This is a genomic window from Celeribacter sp. ULVN23_4, from assembly GCF_054788345.1.
Map to the genome: position 1 here is coordinate 426,442 of NZ_JBTVYO010000002.1, position 23,597 is coordinate 450,038.

19 protein-coding genes are annotated in these 23,597 nt (G+C 59.2%); 13 read left to right on the plus strand and 6 right to left on the minus strand.

Annotated features, from left to right (window positions below; translation table 11 throughout):
- The first annotated feature begins 86 nt into the window (after positions 1-86).
- Together dusA and ACYBHZ_RS07420 are read left to right on the plus strand one after the other, a co-directional pair.
- Positions 87-1,094, plus strand: coding sequence for a tRNA dihydrouridine(20/20a) synthase DusA (gene dusA, locus ACYBHZ_RS07415; RefSeq protein WP_460273619.1), 1,008 nt, complete (start codon positions 87-89; stop codon positions 1,092-1,094).
- Between the two features lie 14 nt (positions 1,095-1,108).
- Entirely contained in the window at positions 1,109-1,915 is an 807-nt protein-coding gene (locus tag ACYBHZ_RS07420) for a class I SAM-dependent methyltransferase (protein WP_460273620.1), read from the plus strand.
- A gap of 3 nt (positions 1,916-1,918) precedes the next feature.
- Here the strand turns inward: ACYBHZ_RS07420 and ACYBHZ_RS07425 are convergent, their stop codons facing one another.
- A complete protein-coding gene (locus ACYBHZ_RS07425) occupies positions 1,919-5,590 on the minus strand; it encodes an efflux RND transporter permease subunit (protein WP_460273621.1) in 3,672 nt (1,223 codons plus the stop codon).
- On the minus strand, positions 5,587-6,732 hold the full coding sequence (locus ACYBHZ_RS07430) for an efflux RND transporter periplasmic adaptor subunit (RefSeq protein ID WP_460273622.1): 1,146 nt from the start codon (positions 6,730-6,732) through the stop codon (positions 5,587-5,589). The genes ACYBHZ_RS07425 and ACYBHZ_RS07430 overlap by 4 nt, the downstream gene beginning before the upstream one ends.
- Positions 6,733-7,158: 426 nt before the next feature.
- On the opposite strand from ACYBHZ_RS07430, the gene ACYBHZ_RS07435 reads away from it, so the two are divergent.
- The 3 genes from ACYBHZ_RS07435 to der all read left to right on the plus strand — a co-directional run bounded on the left by ACYBHZ_RS07435 (position 7,159) and on the right by der (position 10,795).
- Complete coding sequence (locus ACYBHZ_RS07435; RefSeq protein ID WP_460273623.1) at positions 7,159-7,812, plus strand: tetratricopeptide repeat protein; 654 nt, start codon at positions 7,159-7,161, stop codon at positions 7,810-7,812.
- 68 nt (positions 7,813-7,880) lie between these two features.
- Complete coding sequence (locus tag ACYBHZ_RS07440) at positions 7,881-9,212, plus strand: PQQ-binding-like beta-propeller repeat protein (protein WP_460273624.1); 1,332 nt, start codon at positions 7,881-7,883, stop codon at positions 9,210-9,212.
- Positions 9,213-9,277: 65 nt separating this feature from the next.
- Positions 9,278-10,795: a ribosome biogenesis GTPase Der gene (gene der, locus ACYBHZ_RS07445; RefSeq protein ID WP_460273625.1), complete on the plus strand. Its 1,518-nt coding sequence runs from the start codon at positions 9,278-9,280 to the stop codon at positions 10,793-10,795.
- Positions 10,796-10,873: 78 nt separating this feature from the next.
- Here the strand turns inward: der and xth are convergent, their stop codons facing one another.
- From xth to ACYBHZ_RS07465, 4 genes are all read right to left on the minus strand, one after another.
- Complete coding sequence (xth, locus tag ACYBHZ_RS07450; protein WP_460273626.1) at positions 10,874-11,704, minus strand: exodeoxyribonuclease III; 831 nt, start codon at positions 11,702-11,704, stop codon at positions 10,874-10,876.
- Between the two features lie 55 nt (positions 11,705-11,759).
- Positions 11,760-12,944, minus strand: coding sequence for a BaiN/RdsA family NAD(P)/FAD-dependent oxidoreductase (locus tag ACYBHZ_RS07455; RefSeq protein WP_460273627.1), 1,185 nt, complete (start codon positions 12,942-12,944; stop codon positions 11,760-11,762).
- Positions 12,945-13,035: 91 nt separating this feature from the next.
- Positions 13,036-13,380: a hypothetical protein gene (locus ACYBHZ_RS07460; RefSeq protein ID WP_460273628.1), complete on the minus strand. Its 345-nt coding sequence runs from the start codon at positions 13,378-13,380 to the stop codon at positions 13,036-13,038.
- Positions 13,381-13,870: 490 nt separating this feature from the next.
- Entirely contained in the window at positions 13,871-14,197 is a 327-nt protein-coding gene (locus ACYBHZ_RS07465) for a HesB/IscA family protein (RefSeq protein WP_460273891.1), read from the minus strand.
- A 164-nt stretch (positions 14,198-14,361) separates the two neighbouring features.
- Between ACYBHZ_RS07465 and ACYBHZ_RS07470 the strand changes: the two genes are divergently transcribed.
- The 8 genes from ACYBHZ_RS07470 (at position 14,362) to ACYBHZ_RS07505 (ending at position 23,579) form a co-directional block, all read left to right on the plus strand.
- The gene (locus ACYBHZ_RS07470) at positions 14,362-15,534 is read left to right on the plus strand and encodes a deoxyguanosinetriphosphate triphosphohydrolase (RefSeq protein ID WP_460273629.1); all 1,173 of its coding nucleotides are present in this window, start codon (positions 14,362-14,364) and stop codon (positions 15,532-15,534) included.
- 33 nt (positions 15,535-15,567) lie between these two features.
- Positions 15,568-17,520 carry a cation:proton antiporter gene (locus ACYBHZ_RS07475; RefSeq protein WP_460273630.1) on the plus strand — a complete coding sequence of 651 codons (1,953 nt, stop codon included), beginning with the start codon at positions 15,568-15,570 and terminating at the stop codon, positions 17,518-17,520.
- A gap of 68 nt (positions 17,521-17,588) precedes the next feature.
- The gene (gene argS / locus ACYBHZ_RS07480; protein WP_460273631.1) at positions 17,589-19,307 is read left to right on the plus strand and encodes an arginine--tRNA ligase; all 1,719 of its coding nucleotides are present in this window, start codon (positions 17,589-17,591) and stop codon (positions 19,305-19,307) included.
- 141 nt (positions 19,308-19,448) lie between these two features.
- Positions 19,449-20,663: an SPOR domain-containing protein gene (locus tag ACYBHZ_RS07485; RefSeq protein WP_460273632.1), complete on the plus strand. Its 1,215-nt coding sequence runs from the start codon at positions 19,449-19,451 to the stop codon at positions 20,661-20,663.
- Positions 20,664-20,674: 11 nt separating this feature from the next.
- Positions 20,675-21,652: a beta-N-acetylhexosaminidase gene (gene nagZ, locus ACYBHZ_RS07490; RefSeq protein WP_460273633.1), complete on the plus strand. Its 978-nt coding sequence runs from the start codon at positions 20,675-20,677 to the stop codon at positions 21,650-21,652.
- A 20-nt stretch (positions 21,653-21,672) separates the two neighbouring features.
- The gene (locus ACYBHZ_RS07495; protein WP_460273634.1) at positions 21,673-22,488 is read left to right on the plus strand and encodes a segregation and condensation protein A; all 816 of its coding nucleotides are present in this window, start codon (positions 21,673-21,675) and stop codon (positions 22,486-22,488) included.
- Entirely contained in the window at positions 22,481-23,119 is a 639-nt protein-coding gene (scpB, locus tag ACYBHZ_RS07500) for an SMC-Scp complex subunit ScpB (RefSeq protein WP_460273635.1), read from the plus strand. The genes ACYBHZ_RS07495 and scpB overlap by 8 nt, the downstream gene beginning before the upstream one ends.
- A gap of 208 nt (positions 23,120-23,327) precedes the next feature.
- Positions 23,328-23,579: a hypothetical protein gene (locus tag ACYBHZ_RS07505; protein WP_460273636.1), complete on the plus strand. Its 252-nt coding sequence runs from the start codon at positions 23,328-23,330 to the stop codon at positions 23,577-23,579.
- The last annotated feature ends 18 nt before the right edge of the window (positions 23,580-23,597 follow it).

Genomic DNA, 23,597 nt, shown 5'->3' on the forward strand with positions numbered 1-23,597 from the left:
TCTTTTCTGCGGTGTTGTGTGAAGCGCCCGATGCATTTAGAAGACGACCTTCGAAACCAGGTTGTATGAGATAAGAGCATCAGAAGATGAGCGGAGCACAAACGGCTGAGACGGCGCATGATACAAACGTGATCCGAGCATCGCGCCTTTCTGTCGCCCCGATGATGGATTGGACCGATCGCCATTGCCGGTATTTTCATCGGCTGATGTCGCGTGAGGCGTTGCTCTATACGGAAATGGTGACCGCGCCGGCTCTGGTGCGGGGCGCTGCCTTGCATTTGCTCGACTATAATGTCGAAGAACATCCCGTTGCGCTTCAACTTGGCGGCTCAGAACCCGAGGAATTGGCGGAGGCGACGAAGCTCTGTGTTGCGCGTGGGTATGATGAGGTGAACCTCAATGTCGGCTGCCCGTCGGATCGGGTGCAGTCGGGGGCATTCGGTGCGGTTCTGATGAAATCGCCTGATCTCGTCGCGGAATGCGTTTCGGCGATGATGGATGCTGCGGGCGATGTGCCTGTGACGGTGAAATGTCGCATTGGGGTCGATGATCAGGAACCCGCCGATGTCTTGCCTGATTTCCTTGAAAAGATGCGCGCGGCGGGCGTCACCCGGATTACGGTCCATGCGCGCAAGGCGTGGCTGGAGGGGCTTTCCCCCAAGGAGAACCGCGATATTCCGCCGCTGGATTACGATCTTGTGCATGAGATGAAATGCGCGTTCCCGGACCTGCACCTGTCCATCAATGGCGGTGTTCAAAGCCTTGAAACGGTTGAAGAAGAGCTGAAACACATGGACGGCGTGATGGTTGGACGTGCGGCCTATCATCAGCCTTACGATATTCTCGGCACCGCTGATCAGCGCCTTTTCGATGCGACGACCGAGCCGCTGACCCGCCATGAGGTGGCCTTCGCGATGGAAGATTACATCGGGCAGCATATCGCGGCGGGTGGCAAGTTGGCGCAGGTGACGCGTCATATGCTGGGCCTTTTTGCGGGCCAACCGGGCGCGCGGCGTTGGAAACGGGTACTCTCTGAGGGCGCCCATAAAGAGGGCGCGGGGTTTGATCTGGTGAAAGAGGCTTTGCCGCGATAGGGAAAGGACTGGGTATGACTGAGCTAACGCGACGGGAGATAACAGCCGCGAACAAAGAGGCTTGGGAGCAGTCTGCACCGCTCCATGAGATAGGTCCCAACTGGGAGGCGCTTCTGGCGGATGCTGCGAAACCCAGTTTTTCCGTCTTCGATGCGACCATGACAGATGCGCTTGGTGCCCTTGATTTGAGGGGAAAACGCGCGCTTCAGATCGGGTGTAACAATGCCCGCGAGCTTTTGTCTCTTGCTGCTTTCGGTGCGATCCCGGCGGCGGGTATTGATCAGTCGGAAAAGTTTCTTGATCAAGGGAGGCGTCTTGCCATGGCTGCGGGACAGACGCCCGACCTAATCGCCGCCGATATTTACGATCTGCCAAAGGGGATTGGCACGTTCGACTTTGTTCTCATCACCATCGGCGTGTTGAACTGGATGCCCGATTTGCCCCGGTTTTTCGAGATTGTTGCCGCCTTGATGGCTCCGGGCGCGCAGATTGTGATCTATGAAACCCACCCTGTAATGGAAATGTTCGACCCGGAGGCCGAGCGACCACATGAGCCGTTATTCAGCTATTTCCAGAAAGAGCCGCAGGTTCAGGATGAGGCGATTACCTATGACGGTCAGGATCATGGCGCGGGGGCGACGAGTTACTGGTTCTTGCACTCGATGGGGGAGATTGTGACGTCCTGCACGCGTGCGGGACTGCGGATAGAAAAACTGCAAGAGTTCGGTCATAGCAATCGCGAGCCCGAGTATGACATCTACAAGAACCGCGCGGCGCAGATTCCGATGTGTTTCATTCTGACGGCGACGCGCGGCGCGTAAACCTCACTCCGCCGCGTCCTTGCCGCCTTTCCCGATCCGACCCGTTTCCGGATGTTCCGGCTCGACCTCCACGACGCTTTCCGGGGTGGCGATAGGTTGCTGAGCAGGGCGCTGTTTCGGGGTGCTTTGTGACACACGTTCCGCGTCGAAAGTGTCAGGCGCGGACCAGGCGCCGTTGCCCGTTGACCATACAAATTCCGGGTTCTTCGCGCGTTTTGCTTCGCGCCGGAGACGGTAATCTTCGGCGGCGCGGCTGCGCAGTCCCATCCGGGTTGCCGCACGCATGATCAGGTGATGCACCATATCCCAGAACCACACGCGCAGGGCCAGCATCGCGGGGGTGAAGACCAGCGTCAGAACCGTGGCGATGCCGAGGCCGAAGACGACGGCGGTGGCAAGGTTGGTCCAGAACTGCGCGGTCGGCGAATTGATCGTGTAGCCCCCACCGATAAAGTCGAGCGAGATAGCAAACATCATCGGCGTCAGACCGGCCATGGTGGTGATCGTGGTCAAAAGCACCGGGCGGATGCGATCTTCGGCGGTGCGGATGATCGCCTCGATTTTGGGCATGTAGCGGGCATATTCCTGATAGGTATCAATGAGAACGATGTTGTTGTTCACCACGATCCCGGCCAGCGCCACGATGCCTGTGCCGGTCATGATCATGCCGAAGGTCATGTCCATGACCATAAGGCCGATCAGGACGCCCGCCGTGGACATGACGACCGCAAGAAGCACCAGAACCGAGTTGTAGAGGCTGTTGAACTGCGCGAGCAGGATGATGAACATCAGTGCCAGAGCGGCGCCGAAGGCTTTGCCAAGGAAGGCGCCGGTTTCCTTTTGCTCCTCATCATCGCCGGTCCATTCCCAGGAGACGCCCTGCGGCAGAGGATTTTCGCTTTCCAGCCAGTCGGTCAGGGTCTCGATCCGTTCCGTCGGCGTGATCGTCACCCCATCTTCGCGGGTCATGCCGCTGTCCACGGCCGCCTTCACGTCATAATAACGCTGCTGATCCACGCGGGAGATGGAGGCGAGCTTTTCAACCGGTTCGCGGGTGATGAAGTTTGAGAGCGGCACCAAACCGTCGGAGGTGCGAACCTTGAGCGTGTCCAGCGTTGAGAGCACGCGGAACTGTTCGGGCAGGCGCACGCGGATGTCGATTTCCTCATCCGAACTGTCAACCCGCATTGTGTCCAGAAGGATGCCGCGGGTGACAAGCTGGATCATGCCGCCGACCGTCGCCACATCCGCGCCGAACCGTCCGGCTTTTTCGACATCCACGTCGATCTGCCAGTCGATGCCGGGCAGGGGGCGGGTGTCTTCAATGTCGGCCAAGGCTACGGTCTCATCAAACTTGGCGCGCACGATTTCAGTCGCAGCCTCCAGAGTGTTGAAATCATCGGCTTTCAGACGAAGATGCACAGGTTTGGCCGAGGCCGGCCCCATGGAGAGGTTCAGCGTTTCGGTGTAAATACCGGGGAGTTTGGCGAGTTTTTCCTCGATCTGGGCGAGGACGTAGTCGCCGTCATAGGCGGCGCTGACATGGGTGTTTTTGAAAAACAGGAAGCCGTCCTCGGTGGTGGTCGGGCGATCATCCCAAGGGATCAGCTCGACTTGTATCTGACCGATTGTGTCACGTGGGGCGGAGGTGCCGCCGGTGTTGGAATTGAGCCCGCCATCCCCCGCGAAGACAAAGGCGTTGTCGACACCGGGTTGCGCGAGCACGATGTCTTCCGCTTCCCGCACCAGCGCGTCTTTCTCGGCGACGGACAGGTTGCCGCGCGCTTTGACATAGATGATCGCCTGTTCCGGTTCGGTCGCGGCAAAGAATTCGACGCCTTTGTTGTGCGAGCCGTAATAAGAGAACACTGAGAAGACCGCGATAATCACCGCAAGGATGGTGACAGGCGGCATGACCGGGTTGGCTGTGATGAATTGGATCACATGGCCGAAGGGCGTGCGCTTATAGCCTGCATCGATGCGTTTCGGTTTCTTTTGCCACCGCAATGCGCCGAGTGTGATTGAACTCAGGGAGCCGCCGACAAGGATGAGTGCCAATGCAATCAGGAAGCTTTCGCGCAGGAACAGGAAAATGCCCGCGCCGAGCAGGGCAAGCGAGAGGACCGCGAAGCTGAGACGCAGTGCGTGGGAAACATGGTCATGCAGAAGATCGGAGATCTGGTTGTAAAACCGCGCGATCCGCCCGGTAACCCCGCCCATGACGGGTAGGTAAATCAGCGCCACGATCAGCGAGGCAGAGAGCACGAAAATGATCGTGACCGGTAGCATTCCCATGAATTCGCCCGCGACACCCGGCCAGAACAGCATCGGCAAGAAGGCACAGAGCGTCGTGGCGGTGGAGGAGACGATGGGCCAGAACATGCGTTTCGCGGCCTCGACAAAAGCGGTCATCGGGCCTTCGCCCTCGTCCATTTTGCGGTCGGCATATTCGACGACGACGATGGCCCCGTCGACCAGCATCCCGACGGCAAGGATCAAGCCGAACATGACGATGTTGGAAATGGTGATGTCCATCAGCCCCAGAAGGATAAAGCACAACAGGAAGGAGGTCGGGATCGCGAAGCCCACCAGAAGGGACGAGCGGATGCCCAAGGCCGCCAGCACCACAATCATCACAAGCGCGATGGCGGTCAGGACGGAGCCTTCGAGCTGGCTCACCATCGACGACACCTGCGTCGATTGATCGTTGGAGGTGCCGACAGTGATGGCCTGTTGCAGCGGTTCGGGCCAGCTCTCGTATTCCGCCTGCACGGCCTCTTTGACCTCGGCGACCGTGTCGATCACCGGGTAGCCTTTGCGTTTGACGATCTGAAGTGCCACGGTGGTTTCGCCGTTGAACCGGGCCGTGCCCTCGCGGTCTTCAAACGTGAGGCGAATGTCGGCGAGATCGCCAAGCGTCACCACGCGGTCGCCATTGACCTTCACTGGAAGGTTCATGACGTCGCGCTGATCGTTGAAGCTCGATGGGATTTTGACGGAGAAGGTGCCCTGATCCGTCGTGACTTCGCCTGCCGCGACAAGTTGGTTGTTGTTCGTCACCACGCTGACAAGTTCGGCGGCGGTGACATTGTAGCTTTCAAGCCGCAGCGGGTCGATTTCGACCTCCAGCATCTCGTCGCGGTGGCCGGTGAGTTGGGCTTCGAGCACGGGTTCCAGACCTTCGAGCCTGTCCTGCATCTCTTTGGCATATTGCACCAAGGTACGTTCGGGCACCGGGCCCGTAAGGTTGACGATCAGGATCGGGAATTCGGAGAAATTCACCTCGGAAATGGTGTAATTGTCCGCCCCGTCCGGGAAATCCGCCTGCACCCGTCCCATACGGTCGCGCACATCGGCGATGATTTTCGTCTTGTCCCAGCCGAACTCGAACTCAAGCCAGATGCCCGCATAGTTCTCGGCGGCGGTGGCGGACATGGTGTCGAGCCCGTCGAGATCGGAAAGCTCCGTCTCCATCGGCTTGACCAGAAGTTTTTCTGCGTCTTCGGCAGAGATGCCCGGAAATTGCACCGACACATAGAGGCCGGGGATTTCAATGTCCGGCTCGCCTTCTTTCGGCAGGCTGACATAGGCATAGGCCCCAGCGATCAGGGTCAGTGCCACGAAGGCAAGAATCATCCGGGCGTGACGTCCGGCCCAATCGACGAGGCCGGTCATTGTTCGGTCTCCGTCGAACTGTCGGTTTCAGAGATGGCATCGGTCTCATCGTCGAAATGCGGGTCGATCAGCACGCCTTCGCGCACGAATTCCTGTCCGACCGTGATAATATCGGCCTCCTCGGGCAGCCCCGAGACCCAGATACCGTCGCGCGTGTCGCGCAGAATGTTCACCGGGGCGAACACAACACGGTTCTCCGGCCCGACGAGGCGCAGGCCGATCAGCCCGTCATCATTCAGGGTCAGTGAAGACTGCGCCACAAGATGCGCCATTTCCCCTTCGGCGGAGATCGCAAGCTCGACGGTCTGGCCATCGCGAATGGCATTGTCCGGGTTCGGCACTTGCACCTCAACGCGGAAGGTCCGGGTGGCCGCATCGGCAGAGCGCGACAGGAAAGACACCTTTCCCGTGACAGTCTCGCCGGAGATCAGACGTGCTCCGGCGGGGGCGCCCAGTCTGATCTCATCGACTTCCGTTTCAGGCGCATAGCCAACCAGTTTCATCGGATCGAGTTGAATCACCGTCGCGCAGGTCGAGCCAGAGGCCAGAAGCGTTCCAAGTTCCGCCGTGTCGCTTTCCAGAAGCCCGGCGAAAGGCGCTTTGACCTCAAGGTTCTCAATATCTCGTTTCGTCTGGGCCACAGCGGCCCGCGCGCTTTCGACACCGGCTTCAGCAGAAAGGATTTGCGTCTCAGAGGCGTAACCGCCTTGCGCAAGTTTACGGGCGTTCGCGAGCGAGACCTCTGCTTCGCTCAGCGAGGCTTCGGCTTGGGCGAGTGTTGCGTCGCGCGTGCCGCGGTCAATCTGGCAGAGCATCTGACCGGCGGTGACTTCCGTGCCTTTGCGAAGCGGCTCGTTGATCACGCGCCCGGTGGTTTCCGCAGTCACATCGACCTCACGCGCCGCTTCGGTCTCGCCGCGCAGAACCACTGCGCTGGTCAGCGGGGCGGCGATGGAATGGCGCGCGACGACGGATATGGCATGATCTTCGTCGCGGGTTTTCTCTGCGGGCGGCGCATAGGTTTGTTCTTCGGTTGCTGTGGAGGTGTCACCCTCCATGTCCGTTTGCGGCTCACGTTCGAAGATAAACAGGTAAAGCACAACTGCCACGAGGATTGCGATGAGAATGGAGACGAAGCGCATATCTTTGGTCCTGTCTTTCTTATGGCCGTGATGGCCAACTATTTACACTCGTTGCCTGTCCGGAACTGTGACGTCGGAAAGATTTTTCCAATTGTATAACACTAGATCACAAGGACGGGCACGGTCATCACACTCGTGAGAGTTAATGTGATTAACATCGCGATCAAGATGGGGAAGACGACTTTACAGCTCAAGGGGGGAGATCGTGAAATTGGTCACCCTATGCAAAAATGTGCAAAAAACTTTCTGCATCGTGCTGAACTGCACTTTCTCGAGCGTTGATGTGAGCAGCGTTGCACAGCTCCGTCGTTTTTTGCGTGTTGCCGTGGTCTCTTGCAGGTCTTGGCATTCCGGCAAAGATCGGGGTAAGAGGGGGCAAGAGTTTGAAACGACAACGATCCCGCATGCTGCGGTCAGGGGGCGAGAGTGAGCCATACCGATAGTTTTATCGACGAGGTGACCGAAGAGGTCCGCCGCGACAAGTTTTTTGCTTTTCTGAAAAAATATGGCTGGATCGGTATCGTCGTTGTGTTGGCGCTCGTTGGCGGCGCGGCTTGGAAGGAATACTCCAAGGCGCAGGCTCGCGCGGCGGCTGAGGCCACCGGGGATGCGATGAGCGCCGCTTTGGGCGCGGATACGCCCGAGGCCCGTGCCGAATCCTTGGCGACGATTGAAGATGCGGGTGAGGCACGGATCGCGGTTGCGATGCTGCGCGCGGGCGAGCTTTATGATGCGGGTGATGTCAAAGGGGCCTTGGCCGTCTTGGCGCCGCTGACCGCAGACGCCAATCTTGACCCTGTTTTCCATGATCTCGCCGTGCTCAAGTCGGCGATGATCGGGGCAAGCGAAACCGCGCCGGAAGATCGCATCACCCAACTTGCTGCCATCGCAAGCCCGGGGGCACCGTATCGCCTTCTGGCCGAAGAGCAAATCGCGGCTGCGCAGGCCGAAATGGGCGACGCGCAAGCTGCAATTGACGGCTATCGTGCCATCTCTCAGGACATGGAAGCCAGTAATGCCTTGCGTCGGCGCGCGGCACAGATGATTGTGGCACTCGGAGCCGATCCGGTCGCCGAATAAGGCGACGCTTTCAAAGGCGTGGATTGGATTGAGTTGGAGCGGAATGAGTAAATGCAGGGAGTGCGGGGATGATCGGTCAGACGGGTAAAGCTGGGCTTTTTATGGCGATGCTGACGTTGACGGCCTGTGGTGCCGGGCGGGAAGAAATTCTGCAGGGCACACGTCTTGATCCGCGGGACGGATCGGTTCTGTCCTCCGGCACGGCTCAAGTGACGGAGAACCGTTCGGTCAAGATCGCTTTGGGCAACCAAGTGACGCGCAATGCTTGGACGTCGACCGGGGCAGGGCGCATGCATGCCTCCGGCCACAATGCTTTCACATCCGGGACGCCGAGCCTGCTCTGGACCGCTGAGATCGGCCAGGGCAAGACCCGCAAAGCGCGTCTCACCGTTGATCCTGTGGCACAGGGTGGTGTGATCTATGCGATGGATTCGGCGGCTCAGGTGACGGCCGTGTCCGCGTCTACCGGCGCGCCGGTTTGGTCTGTCGATCTGACCCCGGCTGGCGAGAAGAGCGGTAAGGTGTTTGGCGGGACTTTGGCGATTTCCGGCGAGACGCTTTATGCAACGACCGGATATGGCGATCTTGTCGCGCTTGATCTGAAAACCGGGGCGCAGCGCTGGCGTCAGCGCCTTGATGCGGTCGGCGACGCGGGCCTGTCTGTCTATGACGGTCTGGCCTATGTCGTTGCAGGCGATGGTCAGGTCTGGGCGGTTCAAACCTCTGATGGTCGTGTGAAATGGCAACTGTCCGGCCCGGAGAGCGTGACCTCCCGTGTTGGGGCGGCCTCTCCTGCGGTGGGTGACAAATTCGCGGTGCTGCCTTTCGCCTCCGGTGATATTTACGGCGTCTTCCGCCAAGGTGGTCTGCGCTACTGGTCGGCTTCTCTCGCAGGGCAGCGCAAAGGTGTGGTCTACGCGAATGTGTCTGACATCACCTCCGATCCGGTGATCGTCGGCAACACCTTCTACGTGGGCAACCAAGCCGGACGCTACGCCGCTTTCTCTATGGAGACCGGTGAACGCATCTGGACCGCAGATGAAGGCGCTTACAGCGTGGCCTCCGTTGTCGGTGGCTCTGTCTTTATCGTGACCGACCGCAACGAATTGGTGCGCTTGTCGGCCTCGACCGGGGACCGTATCTGGGGCGTGCAACTGCCCTATTTCACCACTGACAAGGTGCGCAAACGTAAGACCGTCTTCACGCATTTCGGCCCGGTGGCTGCTGGTGGCAAAATGTGGGTCGCCTCGGATGATGGCATGCTGCGCGGGTTCGATCCGGTCTCCGGCGCTCTGGTCACCAAGGTCGAGCTGCCGAAAGGGGCCTCGTCCGATCCGATCGTGGTGAACGGGGTGATGTATCTGCTGCTCGAAGATGGGTCTTTGGCCGCTCTGCGCTGAATTGCTTTGACCTTCGGTCCCAAACGGGTGTATCGGGGCCGCTTGAACCCGTTCCGGAGGATATCATGAGTTTTTCGCTCGCCATCGTCGGCCGCCCAAATGTTGGGAAATCGACCCTGTTCAACCGTTTGGTCGGTCGTAAGCTCGCGCTGGTCGATGACCAACCCGGTGTGACGCGCGATCTGCGCGAAGGCGTGGCGCGTCTTGGCGATCTGCGGTTCACAGTGATCGATACGGCGGGTCTCGAAGAAGCGACGGATGAAAGCCTTCAGGGCCGGATGCGCAAGCTGACCGAACGCGCTGTGGATATGGCTGACATTTGCCTGTTCATGATTGATGCGCGCGCGGGCGTTCTGCCCGCCGATGAAGTGTTCGCTGACATTCTGCGCAAGCGGGCGAAACATGTGATCTTGGCGGCGAACAAGGCCGAAGGGCAGGCCGGTGAATCCGGTCTTCTGGAAGCATATTCGCTCGGCCTCGGCGAACCTCTGCGCCTCTCCGCCGAGCATGGGGAGGGTATGCCGGAGCTGTATTCCGTCCTTCAACCGCTCGCGGAAGAGTATGAAGAACGCGCAGCGGCGGAAGCCCCGGAGGTCGATGTTGAATTGACCGAAGAAGAGCAGGAGCTTGGTGAAGGGGAAGATGTCGGGGGCGCATCGCGTGAATTCACGCTCGATAAGCCCCTGCAAATCGCCGTGGTTGGTCGTCCGAACGCCGGTAAATCTACGCTGATCAACAAGCTTTTGGGCGAGGATCGCCTGCTCACGGGGCCGGAAGCCGGGATCACCCGCGACTCCATTTCTGTGACGATGGATTGGAACGGCACGCCTGTGCGTGTGTTCGACACCGCCGGGATGCGCAAGAAAGCCAAGGTGCAGGAAAAGCTCGAAAAGCTCTCCGTCGCCGATGGTCTGCGCGCGGTGAAATTCGCCGAGGTCGTTGTCGTCCTGCTCGATGTGTCGATCCCGTTCGAGCAACAAGACCTGCGCATCGCCGATCTGGCGGAGCGTGAGGGTCGTGCCGTTGTCGTCGCCGTCAACAAATGGGATGCGGAAACCGACAAATCGAACAAGGCGCGTGAGCTGCGTGAAGAGTTTGCCCGTCTGTTGCCGCAGCTTCGTGGTGCGCCGCTTGTGACCGTCTCCGCGATGACCGGCAAAAACCTCGACAAGTTGCAGGAAGCGATCCTTGGGGCACATGCCGTCTGGAACCGCCGCGTTTCGACCTCGCGTCTGAACAACTGGCTCGGCGCGATGACCGAAGCGCACCCGCCGCCCGCGCCGGGTGGCCGCCGCATCAAGCTGCGTTACATGACACAGGTGAAAGCCCGTCCGCCGCAATTCGTGGTGATGTGTTCGCATCCGGACGAGTTGAACGACAGCTATAAACGCTATCTCGTCAACGGGTTGCGCGAAGACTTCGATATGCCGGGAACGCCGATCCGGCTGTTCTTCCGCTCTCAGGCGGATAAGAACCCTTATAAGAACAAGACGAAATCGACGCCGTCGCGCTTGCGCAAACACCTCGGCAAAGACCGGGCTGACGCGCCGAAGGTGAAAAAGCAGCGCCCGCCGAAACGGTAAGAAGCGCTGAAGCGCTTTCGCTTCGCGAAGGATATTTAGAGACAAAAGAAGAGGGGCCTTGTGCCCCTCTTTTGCTGTTTATAGATCAAGCTCAACCCAGATCGGGACGTGGTCCGAGGGCTTGTCTTTGGCGCGCGTGAAGGCGTCGATCTGACAGTCGGTCAGCAGGTCGGCTGCTTGTGGCGACAAAAGGAAATGGTCGATCCGGATGCCGTCGTTCTTTTGGAACGCGCCAGCCTGATAATCCCAGAAGGTAAAGGTCTCCGGCGCGCCGTTGCGAACGCGCAGCGCATCGGTGAGGCCGAGCGCGGTCAAAGCGCGGAATTTTGCGCGGCTTTCCATGCGGAACAGGGCGTCATCCTTCCAAACATCCGGGCGCTTGGCGTCCTCGGGCTGCGGGATAAGGTTATAGTCGCCCGCCATGAGGAACGGCTGTTCTTCGGCGAGAAGCTCTTTGGCGCGTGTGGTGAGCCGGTCGAACCATTTGAGTTTATAGTCGTATTTCGAGCCGGGTACGGGCTGGCCGTCATTGTCGAGATCGACGGGATTGCCGTTCGGAAGGTACAGCCCGCAGATGCGGATCGCGCCTTTGTCGCCGATGACCGTGGCCTCGATATAGCGCGCTTCCTCGTCATCGCCGCCGTCGCGACCGTTGCCTTCGGCACCGGCAAGGCCACGGGTCACATCTTCCAGCGGCAGTTTCGACAGGAGCGCCACGCCGTTGAAGGATTTTTGCCCATGGGTTTCAACATTGTAGCCCATATCCTCGAAAATCTCGCGCGGGAAGTTTTCGTCGATGGATTTGATCTCTTGAAGGATCGCCACGTCCGGCTCGGCCTCTTTCAGCCAGTCCTGCAACGCGTTCACGCGCGCCTTGATGCCGTTGATGTTGAAGCTGGCGATTTTCATGGGCTCTCCCTCTTTTGGCTCCTTTTTAGGGGCAGTGATCGAGGAGGGAAAGAGCTTATCCCTTATCCGCGATGGCGCGCCCTGCGGCGGCGGCCGAGGCCCAGGCCCATTGGAAATTGTACCCGCCGAGCCAGCCCGTCACATCGACGACTTCGCCAATGAAATAGAGGCCGGGAATGGTTTTGGATTCCATCGTTTTCGAGGAGAGCGCGTCCGTGTCGACGCCGCCCAAAGTCACCTCGGCGGTGCGATAGCCCTCGGAGCCGGTGGGCTTGAGCGTGAGGTTGTGCAATTGATCCGCGAGCGCCTGCAGCGCCTTGTCCGAGTGATCGGCGAGATTTCCGGTGAGGGCGAATTTGTCGCTGAGCGCTTGTGCGAGCTTTGTGGGGAACAGCGTGGCCAGAACGGTTTGCATCTGTCGGCGTCCGTTTTCTTGCCGCTCTGATTTCAACGCCTCGAAAGCGTTCTGACCTGGCAGCAGATCAATGGTGATCGCATCGCCTTCGCGCCAGTAATTCGAGATTTGCAGGATCGCCGGGCCGGAAAGCCCGCGATGGGTAAAGAGCAGCGCTTCGTCAAAGGAGGTGCCATTCGCGCTCACGCGCGCGTCCAGCGCGGTGCCGGCCAGAGGGGCGATCCACTCCAGCTCATGCGGGGCAAAGGTGAGCGGGACAAGCCCGGGGCGGGTGTCGGTGATCGGGAGACCGAATTGCGACGCGATCTGATAGCCAAGCCCGGTGGCCCCCATTTTCGGGATCGACTTGCCGCCCGTTGCGACGATGAGATGGCGGCACGTGACGGTTTTGCCGGAGAGCAGGAGGTGGAACGTCTCGCCGTCATGGCGGATATCATTCACTGTGGTGTGCATTCTGATCTCTGCGGGGCGCGCCTCCGCGAGAAGCATCTCGACAATCGCTGCCGATTTCCCATCGCAGAACAGCTGTCCCAAGGTCTTTTCATGCCAGGTGATGCCGTGCGCGGCGAGCAGGTCGATGAAATCCCACTGGGTATAGCGGGCCAAAGCGGATTTGGCGAAATGCGGGTTGCCGGAGAGGTAATTATTGGCCTCGGTATACATGTTCGTGAAGTTGCAACGCCCGCCGCCAGAAATCCGCACCTTTTCCGCAGGGCGTTTGGCGTGGTCGATGACCAGAACCGAACCGCCTTTTGCGACTGCAAATTTCGCGCAGAACAGCCCCGCGGCACCGGCACCCAAGATGATTGTATCGACATGCTCCATTCTGCGCTTTGAGCAGGGCGGGCGTAGAATTGCAAGCGGTCATGAAAAAGGCCCCGTTAAGGGGCCTTTGACAAGGAGAGATAACTTCCGATTATTTATCGGAAACTTTTGCAGTCGCAGCAGGCACTGATGTACCATCCGTGTAAAGAACCGTCAGAACATCGGTCAGGGGCTGGGTTGTGAAGTTCACACGAACATGAGTGTTCGCACCAGCATGTACCGGAGTGGACCCCAGCACAGTGCCTTCCGCACCGTCTCGGGCATCATAAGCGTAGATCACGCCATCGGCATCGGCGCGGACGAGGTCCAGCGTGACACCGGAGTTGGTGTTTTGTGCTTCACCAACTTTGATGTAGTTGGTGCCAGCGAATGCGGCAGAACCTGCAACGGCGAGCACGGCGGCGGCAATAACGGTTTTTGCGGAATGAGCGGTCATAATTTTGGTCCTTTTCTTCTTCTTTGTGAGGTTGCGATCAGGTGCAACCTTGTTCCCGTCTCATATGGTCTCAATGATATGGTGATGTAAGAGGCTGAAAGTTCACAATAATGCGCGCAAAAAGTGACGATTTCGTGTGTGGCAAGGTGAAGTATGGCTTGTGCGCTTATGCATGACGGACATGTCATTGAATTTCGTATCAAGTTGGCCGTGCTTTGAGTGTGAAACGAAAAAGCCCCTTTGTTGGGGCTTTTTCGTCTCTCATTGTCGCGTGTCTCCCATATTGTCGAGGTCACGCAAAGTGGATGTCGCGACTTGCGAGCCTTGTTCTGTCAGGACCACGAGCGCCTTTTGTGCCGTGTTCGGGCTGAGTTGAACTTTAACGTCGGTGTTGGCGCCGGCGCGTAAGCTTCGAAAGCCCAAAGAAAAAGGGAGGTCCGGAGACCTCCCTCATCACGAAAAGCGAAAAACGCCGTTCGGCGCGGGCGGATTACATCGAAAACGAGACGCCGCAGCCGCAAGAGGCGGTCGCGTTCGGGTTGTCGATCACGAAACGCGCGCCGATCAGTTCCTCGGTGAAATCGATCACGGCGTTCTCAAGGAAGGGCAGAGACACCGGGTCGATCACAACCACGCCGCCTTCGCCTTTTAGGACGACATCGTCGGAGGCAGGCTCGTCCAGAGTGATGTCATATTGAAACCCGGAGCAGCCGCCGCCCTCAATCGCCACGCGCAGAGCCTTCTCTTCGCCGGTCATTTCGTTGATCTCGGCCAGTCGCGCATAGGCGCGATCGGTGACTTTCGGGGGCAAGGTCAGGGCCATAGTGTGTCTTCCGGGCGTTCAGGCTGAAAAAACAGCGGTTTATTGCAAAAACTCCACGTCATCTGTTTGTCGCGGAGAGTTGTCCACAATATAGTCCTGAGAAGGAACAGCGACAAGACAGCGATAAGGACGGACGCGCAAGCGTTCGGAAAGAGCAGATGTTGAAACCCTATGCGACCCAACCTTTTGAAACGCGTGGACGGCTCTATCCGGAGGAACTTTCCACCTTCCGCTCCCCGTTTCAGCGCGACCGTGACAGGATCATCCACTCCTCGGCCTTTCGGCGTCTCAAACACAAGACGCAGGTCTTTGTCGAACATGAGGGCGATTATTACCGCACGCGTCTGACCCATTCGATCGAGGTGGCGCAGGTGGCGCGGACCATCGCCGGGGCTCTGGGGTTGAACGAAGGATTGGCGGAGGCCGTCGCGCTGGCGCATGATCTCGGCCATTCGCCGTTCGGGCACACCGGAGAGGACGCGCTTGAAGTGCTGATGGAGCCCTATGGCGGTTTTGATCACAACGCCCAGGCGCTGCGGATCGTGACCAAGCTGGAACGCCATTACGCGACGTTCGACGGGTTGAACCTGACTTGGGAAAGTCTTGAAGGGATCGCCAAACACAACGGTCCGATCATCGGTCCCTATGCGGACAAGAAGAAACACCCCGAGGAGGCGCCGCTGCCCTATGCGCTCAAGGAGGTGAATGACCTGTTCGATCTGGAACTTCACACCTTTGCATCGGCCGAGGCGCAGGTGGCGGCGATTGCCGATGACGTGGCCTACAACCACCATGATCTGCACGACGGGTTGCGCGCCGGGCTTTTTACCGCCGAAGACCTTATGGAACTGCCACTCACCGGTCCGGCCTATGAGGAGGTGGATCGCCTCTATCCGGGACTTGAGCGCAATCGGCGTGACCATGAAGCTTTGCGTCGGATTTTCGGCTATATGGTGGAGGACGTGATCACGATTGCGACCAACCGCCTTGAAAGCGCCAAGCCCGAAACGGCGCAGGATATTCGCGATATGGATCGCACGATCATTCGGTTCTCGAAACCGTTCTTTCAAAACCTGAAAGCGATTAAATCATTCCTTTTCAAAAGGATGTATCGCGCTCCTTCGGTGGTGAAAGAGCGCAAACGCGTCACCCATATGGTCAATACGCTCTTCCCGCTGTTCATGGAAAAGCCCGAACTTTTGCCGGAAGAATGGCTGCATGAGGTCGAGGCCGTCACTTCCGATACGGAACTGGCGCGGATCGTGCTTGATTATGTGGCCGGGATGACCGACCGTTTTGCCATTCAGGAATTTGAGCGGCTCTGTAGCTGATCTCTTAGGAAAACGCACAAAGGAAACCGCAGCATGGCGACAGAACATGTGACGGGATTGGGCGCGGTCGAGGCCTTTGCTCTTGTTGGGACGCTGGGGGTCGGCGCGCAATGGCTTGCCTGGCGTCTCAAACTTCCCGCAATCGTTTTGATGCTGGCGGCGGGGCTGATCATCGGCCCGGCGCTCGGCATTCTCGATCCAAAGCGTGATATTGGCGATCTGGTGCAGCCTTTGATCTCGCTCGCGGTCGCGGTGATCCTGTTTGAGGGTGGATTGACGCTTGATCTGCACAAGCTGGGCGATGCGCGCAAAGGCGTGATGCGTCTGGTGGTGATCGGGGCGCCTTTGGGATGGTTTCTGTCGGCGGCGACGCTGCATTGGGCGGCGGGGTTGAGCTGGGAAACCTCAGCCGTGTTCGGCGGCATTATGGTGGTCACCGGGCCGACCGTAATCGCGCCGCTCTTGCGGCAGGCCAAGCTGCAAAAACGCCCCGCGAACCTGTTGCAATGGGAGGCCATCGTCAACGATCCGGTGGGCGCTTTGGCGGCGGTTCTGGCGTTCGAATTCGTGCTTGTGGCGCGGGAGGCGGAAAGTCTTGGCGTTGCTCTGACACAGCTTGGCGGTGGCATTGCCTTTGCTCTGGTCATCGGGGTCGTGGCAGGGGCGGCGATTTCCTATACTTTCCGCCGCGCTTTCGTGCCGGAATATATGAAAGTTCCGGTGCTGTTCGCCTCGCTTCTCGTCGCCTTTGCACTGCCCAATATGGTGCTGCATGAAAGCGGTCTTTTGGCGGTGACCATCATGGGGCTGATCATTGCCAATGCTGACCTGCCGTCTTTCGAGGAATTGCGCCGGTTCAAGGAACACGCCACCGTTCTGCTGGTGTCAGGGGTGTTTATCTTGCTCGCCTCGTCGATGGACTTTGCTTCTCTGGGGCAGCTGACTTGGCGGGCCGGGCTTTTCGTTGCCTTGGTGATCCTTGTGGCGCGGCCTTTGACGGTGCTGATTTCACTGATTGGCACGGGGCTGCCGCGCAATGAGAAATTGCTGATCGCCCTAACGGGGCCGCGCGGTGTCGTGCTGGTTGCGGTTGCAGGTCTGTTCGGCCAACGCCTTGCCGCAGCTGGCGTGTCCGACGGGGCCGTGATCGGGCCTTTGGCTTTCGTTCTGGTGCTGGCGACGGTCGTTTTGCACGGCTTTACGCTCGCCCCTGTGGCGCGGGCGCTGGGACTGGCCGCAAAAGGGCGTCCCGGTGTGCTCATGCTGGGCGGGTCGCGGTTCACAACCGCCTTGGGCGAGGTTTTGAAGCGCGAGGAGATCCCCGTGCTGATCGCCGATCCGAACCATGCTCGGCTTTTGCGCCCGCGCACGGCGGGATTGCCGGTGTTTTACGGCGATATTCTGGGCGAGGCGGCGGAAGACAGTCTTGAGATCCTGTCCTTCGAGACCCTGATCGCCGCCACTGAGAACGACGCCTATAACACGCTTGTCGCGACGGACTTCGGCTCTGAGTTTGGCCGCGAGCAGGTGTGGCAGATTGCCCGTGAGAAAGGCGAGCGTGCCCGCCATGCCTTGCCCTCGCAATTGGGCGGGCGGCCCTTTGGCGGCGGCAAGACCTTTGGCGAGTTGCAAGAGCTTATGCGCAGCGGATGGCGGGTCACCGCGACACCGTTGAGCGAAGATTACGGGTTTGATCAGTGGAAAGAGGAGCGGCCCCACGCACAGCTTCTCGGGCGGATCACCTCCGGTGGTGTGTTCAAGCGCTTCTTGCAGGAGGATGCGGAGCTGTTGTTCCCGAGCCGTGCGGAGGCCGCGATCGAAAGCCTGCCGGAAGATCAGAAGGAAACGGCACGCGATGGGCTTAAGCGGCGGCGCACAGACAGTCGCCTAAGCGCCGCGCGCGGACGAATGGGGCCGGGGGTGAAGCTTGTGGCGCTCGTCCCGCCAGAGGCTGAAAACAAACAGACGCAAGCCGAGCTTGCGTAGGGTCAAGCCCGTTGACCTTCGCCATACGCGTGGTAAACCCGCGCCAAGCTTTAAATTAGAGAGACGTCATGAACCTGTTCGCCGATATCCGTGTTCTTGTGATCGATAGCCTTACGGCTTTGACCGCCGAGGGCGTGCTGCCCGAGGGGCTCGATTTTGCCAATGTCGCGGTGGAACCGCCGCGCGATCCGCTGCATGGCGACATGGCGACCAATGCCGCGATGGTTCTGGCGAAACCCGCCAAGGCAAAGCCGCGCGATATTGCCGACAAACTGGCCGAGAAGCTCGCCGCCGACCCGCGCATCGACAGCGTGGATGTTGCCGGTCCCGGCTTCATCAACCTGCGGCTTGCGGAAGGCGTGTGGTCCGGGCTGGTCGAAACAGTCCTGAAAGCTGAGGCCTTTGGCCGTTCCACCCTGGGTGCGGGCAAGAAAATCAATGTCGAATATGTCTCCGCCAACCCGACCGGCCCGATGCACGTCGGCCACACGCGCGGTGCGGTGTTCGGGGATGCGCTGGCCTCTCTTCTGGATTTCGCGGGCTATGACGTGACGCGCGAGTATTACATCAACGATGGCGGCGCGCAGGTTGATGTCCTCGCGCGCTCCGCGTTTGAGCGTTACCGGGAGGCCAACGGTCTCAACCCGGAAATTGCCGAGGGCATGTATCCGGGCGATTACCTCAAGCCCGTCGGTGAGGCGCTGAAAGCGAAATACGGCGAGAGCCTTCTCGATAAACCGGAAAGCGACTGGTTGCCGGAAGTGCGCGAATTCGCCACCGACGAGATGATGAAGATGATCCGCGCCGATCTCGCCAGCCTTGGCGTCGAGATGGACGTGTTCTTCTCAGAGAAATCGCTCTACGGCACGGGCCTGATTGAGTCTGCGCTCAAGGAGTTGGACGACAAAGGTCTGATCTACGAAGGCGTTCTTGAGCCGCCGAAAGGCAAAACGCCGGAAGATTGGGAGCCGCGCGAGCAGACCCTGTTCAAATCTACCGAGCATGGCGACGACGTTGACCGCCCGGTGAAGAAATCCGACGGGTCCTGGACTTATTTCGCGCCCGACATCGCGTATCACTATGACAAGGTGAAGCGTGGCTTTGACGGGATCATCGATATTTTCGGCGCCGACCACGGTGGCTATGTCAAACGGATGAAAGCGGCTGTGTCTGCGTTGTCTGATGGCAAGGTGAACTGCGACATCAAACTGATCCAGCTCGTGAAGCTGTTCAAAAACGGTGAGCCCTTCAAAATGTCGAAACGGGCAGGGACGTTTGTCACCCTGCGCGATGTTGTCGAGCAGGCCGGCAAAGACGTGACCCGCTTCATCATGCTGACCCGCAAAAACGATGCGCCGCTCGATTTCGATTTCGACAAGGTGCTGGAGCAGTCGAAAGACAACCCTGTCTTCTACGTGCAATACGCGCACGCGCGGGTGCATTCGGTGCTTCGCAAGGCAGAGGAGCAGGGGATCACGCTCTCCAACAGCCCCCGCTTCGACGACCCAGCCGAAATTGCCGTTGCCCGCAAGATCGCTGACTTCCCGCGTCAGGTCGAGATCGCCGCGAAAGGTCATGAGCCGCACCGGATTGCGTTTTATCTCTATGAGCTGGCTTCTGACTTCCACGCGCTCTGGAACAAGGGCAACGAGAACGAAGCGCTGCGTTTCCTTCAGGATGATGCAGAGCTGTCATCGGCGAAAATCGCCCTACCGCGCGCCGTCGCCGTTGTTATTTCCGCAGGTCTTGGTATCCTTGGCGTAACTCCGGCTGAAGAAATGCGCTAAGCACTGACACTTGCGCAACTGACAGGCCAGAAACCAAAAGGGGAACCGCTGTATAAAAGAGGGCAATAGACCCCTCATGCGGTTTCTTAAGAGCATTTGATAACCCGTTAAGTTTAATGTGGTTAACTGAGTGAGGCTATTATGGTGCAGGATCGACTGCGAACAGGCTACACGTCGCCGCAGGATCAGAACGAAAGCTCTGAGTACATGTATGGCGCACGTCCCGAGCCCATGATGTCACGAGGCGATCAACAGTCAGGACAGGACCATCCCGGTTTGGGAGAGGCGCCTGACGAAGATCGGCTCTTTGCGCATGAACATGTGCATTATGAACAAACCACGCCCCGATCGTCCCTGAAAGGGTTCCAAGATCCTCGGGCGTCCTACAAGTCCGGCCCGGCCTATGTGTATGACACGACAGATGTCGAGGAAGAGCCGACCGGTGGGCCGCATCTTGGTCCGGCTCAATGGGCTGCGGCGATCATTTCGCTCGCTCTGATCATCGGGCTCGGCATTTGGGGCTATAAACTCTTGGTGCGTGACGTCAGCGGTGTGCCTGTGATCCGCGCCATCGAAGGCGCTGCTCGCGTGTTGCCTGATGAGCCCGGTGGGCAACTGGCAATGCATCAGGGGCTCGCGGTCAATTCCGTGACCGCCGACGGCTCCGCAGCCCCGCCCGCAGACAGTTATGTTCTGGCGCCGGCCGAGGCGCAGCTGACCGAAGAGGATCAGCCAATGGCGGGCCTTCAGCCCGTTTTGTCGTCTTATGAGCCATCGACTTCGGCTTATGATGTGCAGACGCCGGAAGAACCCGCCGCGCCGCTTGAGCAAGTGGCGGTGGAAGAAGACCCGCTTGAACTCGACAGTGTCGAGGACGTTGTTGCCAACACGGCTGACGAGGCGGCGAAGTTGATCGCAGAAGAAGATGCGCCTGAGGCGACTGTCATGTCCTCGCCTGTGCCGAAACTCCGCCCGGCGCGCCCGCTGCGTTTGGCCTCTCTGGAGGGCGGTTCGAGTGCGAGCCTTGATGGTGTTGCCGGAGATATTCTGTCGGCTGTGGCCGGATCGAAATCCACGCAGGAAATGCCCGCATCTGAGGTGCCTTCTGGTAGCCGATTGGTTCAAGTCGGCGCGTTTCAATCCGAGGACATAGCCCGTACGGAATGGGATCGTCTCTACGGCAAGTTTTCCGATCTGATGGAAGACAAGACCCGCGTCATCGAGAAGGCGGAAAGCGGCGGCAAGACCTTTTATCGGCTCCGCGCCTACGGGTTCGCCGATGCGTCCGACGCCAACCGTTTCTGTGCCGCTTTGACCGCAATGAACGCGGCCTGCGTGCCGACGGTTCAGCGCTGATCCGAACGATTATGGGGCAGGGTGCTTTCATTCTTGGCTGTGAAGGGCTTGCCCTGACGGCGTCAGAGAGTGCGTTTTTCAAGGATGCAAATCCGTTCGGGTTCATCCTTTTTGCGCGCAATGTGTCTGACCCGGAGCAACTCTCCGCACTCACGTCTTCCTTGCGTGAGTCTGTTGGTCGAGACGCGCCGATCCTGATCGATCAGGAGGGCGGGCGCGTGCAACGGATGCGCGCGCCGCATTGGCGTGAGTTCTTGCCACCATTGGATCAGGTCGAACAGGCGCAAAACCCGGAGCGGGCCATGTGGCTGCGCGGACGGCTTTTGGCGGAAGACCTGCACTCTGTCGGTATTGACGTGAACTGCGTTCCGGGGCTCGATGTGGCGACTTCGGACACGCATCCTTTCCTTCTAAATCGTTGCCTGTCCGCTGATCCTAAGCAGGTCGCGGATCTTGGGCGCGCCTTGGTGGACGGGATGGTCGGGGGCGGTGTTGCCCCGGTGATGAAACACCTTCCGGGCCACGGGCGGGGGACGGTTGATAGCCACAAGGGCCTACCGCGCGTGACTGTCAGCCGTGAGGCACTGGAGATAGATTTCGCACCGTTCCGGGCGTTGAATGATCTCGCCATGGGAATGTCCGCACATATCATCATGGACGCGATTGATCCCGACCGTCCGGCCACGCAAAGCCCCGCCGCGATCAAAGTGATCCGCGAGGAGATCGGGTTTCAGGGCCTTTTGATGACCGATGACATTTCCATGGGCGCGCTTGAGGGCACGGTGGTTGAGCGTGGCGAGAAAGCCCTTACAGCGGGCTGTGATCTCGTGCTTCATTGCAATGGCGACTTGGCCGAGATGGAAGCGATTGCAACGCTCGGCACCATGACGCCGAAGGCACAGGCGCGTGCAGATCGTGCGGCTCAGGCCCGACCAACCTATGTGCCCATTGACATAGACGCTTTGGCGGAAGAGTTTTTAAACCCGTAAGCGCATAACAAGGGGCCCGAATGGCCGATCCCGATCAATTCGACATTTCCGATATTCTGTCGGTCGAGGAACGCCTCGCCGCAGAAGCCTTGATCGTGGATGTGGACGGATTTGAAGGTCCGCTTGATCTTCTGCTGCAACTGTCGCGCACGCAGAAGGTCGATCTGATGAAAATCTCGATCCTGCATCTGGCGCAGCAATATCTGCTCTTTGTCGAGAAGGCGAAAGAACTTCGGATCGAATTGGCGGCCGATTATCTGGTGATGGCGGCTTGGCTTGCCTTCCTGAAATCGCGTTTGCTTTTGCCTCCGGACCCGACCGATGAAGGGCCCTCAGGCGAAGAGCTCGCCGCGCATCTGGCCTTTCAGTTGCAACGCCTCGAAGCGATGCGTGACTCGGCGGCCAAACTCATGGCGCGGGATCAGAAGGGGCGCGATTTCTTTGTGCGCGGCATTCCCGAAGAGGTCCAACGCCTGCGGAACGTCACCTACACCGCAAGCCTGCTCGATCTGATGCAGGCCTATGCACGGGTGCGGACGAAGGACGAATTCCGGCCTTTCGTGCTCGACCGCGAGGCGATCCTGTCGATGGAACAGGCGCTGGAAAAGCTGCGCCATCTGATCCCATATGCGGTCGAATGGGCCGATCTGTCGAGCTACCTGCCCGAAGGCTGGGAGATGGACCCGAAAAAGCGGCGCTCGGCCACGGCTGCAACCTTTGCGGCCTCTCTCGAACTCGCCAAGCAGGGACAGATCGAGATACGCCAAGGCGGCACTTTCGCGCCGATCGAGATCAAGGCCCGCCAGATCAAATCACCACGGAGAGAACATGGCTGAGGACATGGAACAAGAAGAGAGCCTGTTCGAGGCACCGCCCTTGGCCGAACAGGAGCGGATGGTCGAAGCCGTGCTTTTCGCCTCCGCCGATCCCGTGACCATCAACGATCTTGCCGGGCGCATGCCGCACGGCTGCGAGCCGAAAGCCGCGCTTGAACTTTTGCAGAAACGCTATGAAGGGCGGGGCGTGCGGGTTGTGCGTGTGGGTGAGGCTTGGGCGATCCGAACCGCTTCGGACCTCGGGTTTCTGATGCAGAAAGAAACGGTCGAGACCCGCAAACTCAGCCGCGCGGCCATCGAGACGCTTGCGATTATTGCCTATCATCAACCCTGTACCCGCGCCGAGATCGAAGAAATCCGTGGCGTCTCCGTATCGCGTGGGACGCTTGATCAGCTGATGGAACTGGAATGGATTCGCTTTGGTCGCCGCCGGATGTCGCCGGGACGTCCTGTGACCTATGTCGTCACGCCCGCTTTCCTTGATCACTTTGGTCTGGAAACCGCGCGCGATCTTCCGGGCGTCAAGGAACTTCGCGCCGCAGGGCTTTTGGAGAGCCGTCCGATGCCGGGGCTTGATGATGAGGCTGGCGCGGATGAGGAACAGGACGATCTCTTTGAGGATGAATCCTAAAACGATCCATAAGGTTGACCGTGGAAAGGCCACATTCTCGTGCTAAAGCGTTTCTACTTAAACCTGAATCAGGGTTTGAGCAGAAACGCGGAGCAACGTCCAAGCGGAGCGGGCGTTTCGACTTTATGTGATAGATCAAGTTAAAGTCGAAACGCTTTAGATCCGGGGTATTGGCCGTGAAGACAGGCAAAAGACAAAGGCGCAGGACATGAATTTGGACAGGCTGATCAACATGATCATCAACCGTGTGGTGCGCACGTTGGTGAACAAGGGCGTCAACGCAGGGATCGACGCGGGCACCAAGAGCCTCGCAAAGCGCCGGGTCGGGAAAACGGGTCAGGGCGATGAACTTGATGCGGAGCAGTCGGCTGATCAGGCGCGGATGGCAAAGCAGAGCCGCGAAACCGTCAAACGCGCGCGCAAAGTGGCGCGTGTGACGCGTCGTATCGGGAAGTTCTGATCGCCATACCTGACACTC